The organism is Aquabacterium sp. A08 (assembly GCF_011742065.1).
The window spans coordinates 1-341 of the sequence record NZ_JAAQQT010000350.1 but is presented as its reverse complement, the minus strand read 5'-3'; the positions used below and the strand labels follow the sequence as shown (position 1 = coordinate 341).

Genomic DNA, 341 nt, shown 5'->3' with positions numbered 1-341 from the left:
TGCTCGATCAGCGGGTGGCGGCCGCGCGCGTCCAGCCTGGGGTGGGTGATCCACAGGCCCATCATGCCCATGGCCATCTGCGTCATTTCGTCGGCATGGGGGTGGTACATGAAGGTGCCGGGCCGGCGCGCGACGAACTCGTACACATAGGTCTTGCCCACGGGGATGGGCGGCTGGTTGACGCCGCTGACGCCATCCATGCCGTTGGGCAGGCGCTGGCCGTGCCAGTGGATGGTGGTGGCCTCCGGCAGGCGGTTGGTGACGAAGCAGCGCACCCGGTCGCCTTCCACCACCTCGATGGTGGGGCCGGGGCTCTGGCCGTTGTAGCCCCACATGTTGAC

General features: G+C 68.3%; 1 protein-coding gene. It reads right to left on the bottom strand.

Annotated features, from left to right (window positions below; genetic code table 11):
* On the bottom strand, positions 1-341 hold a 341-nt coding region (locus tag HA630_RS27025), incomplete at both ends, for a multicopper oxidase domain-containing protein (protein WP_166832191.1).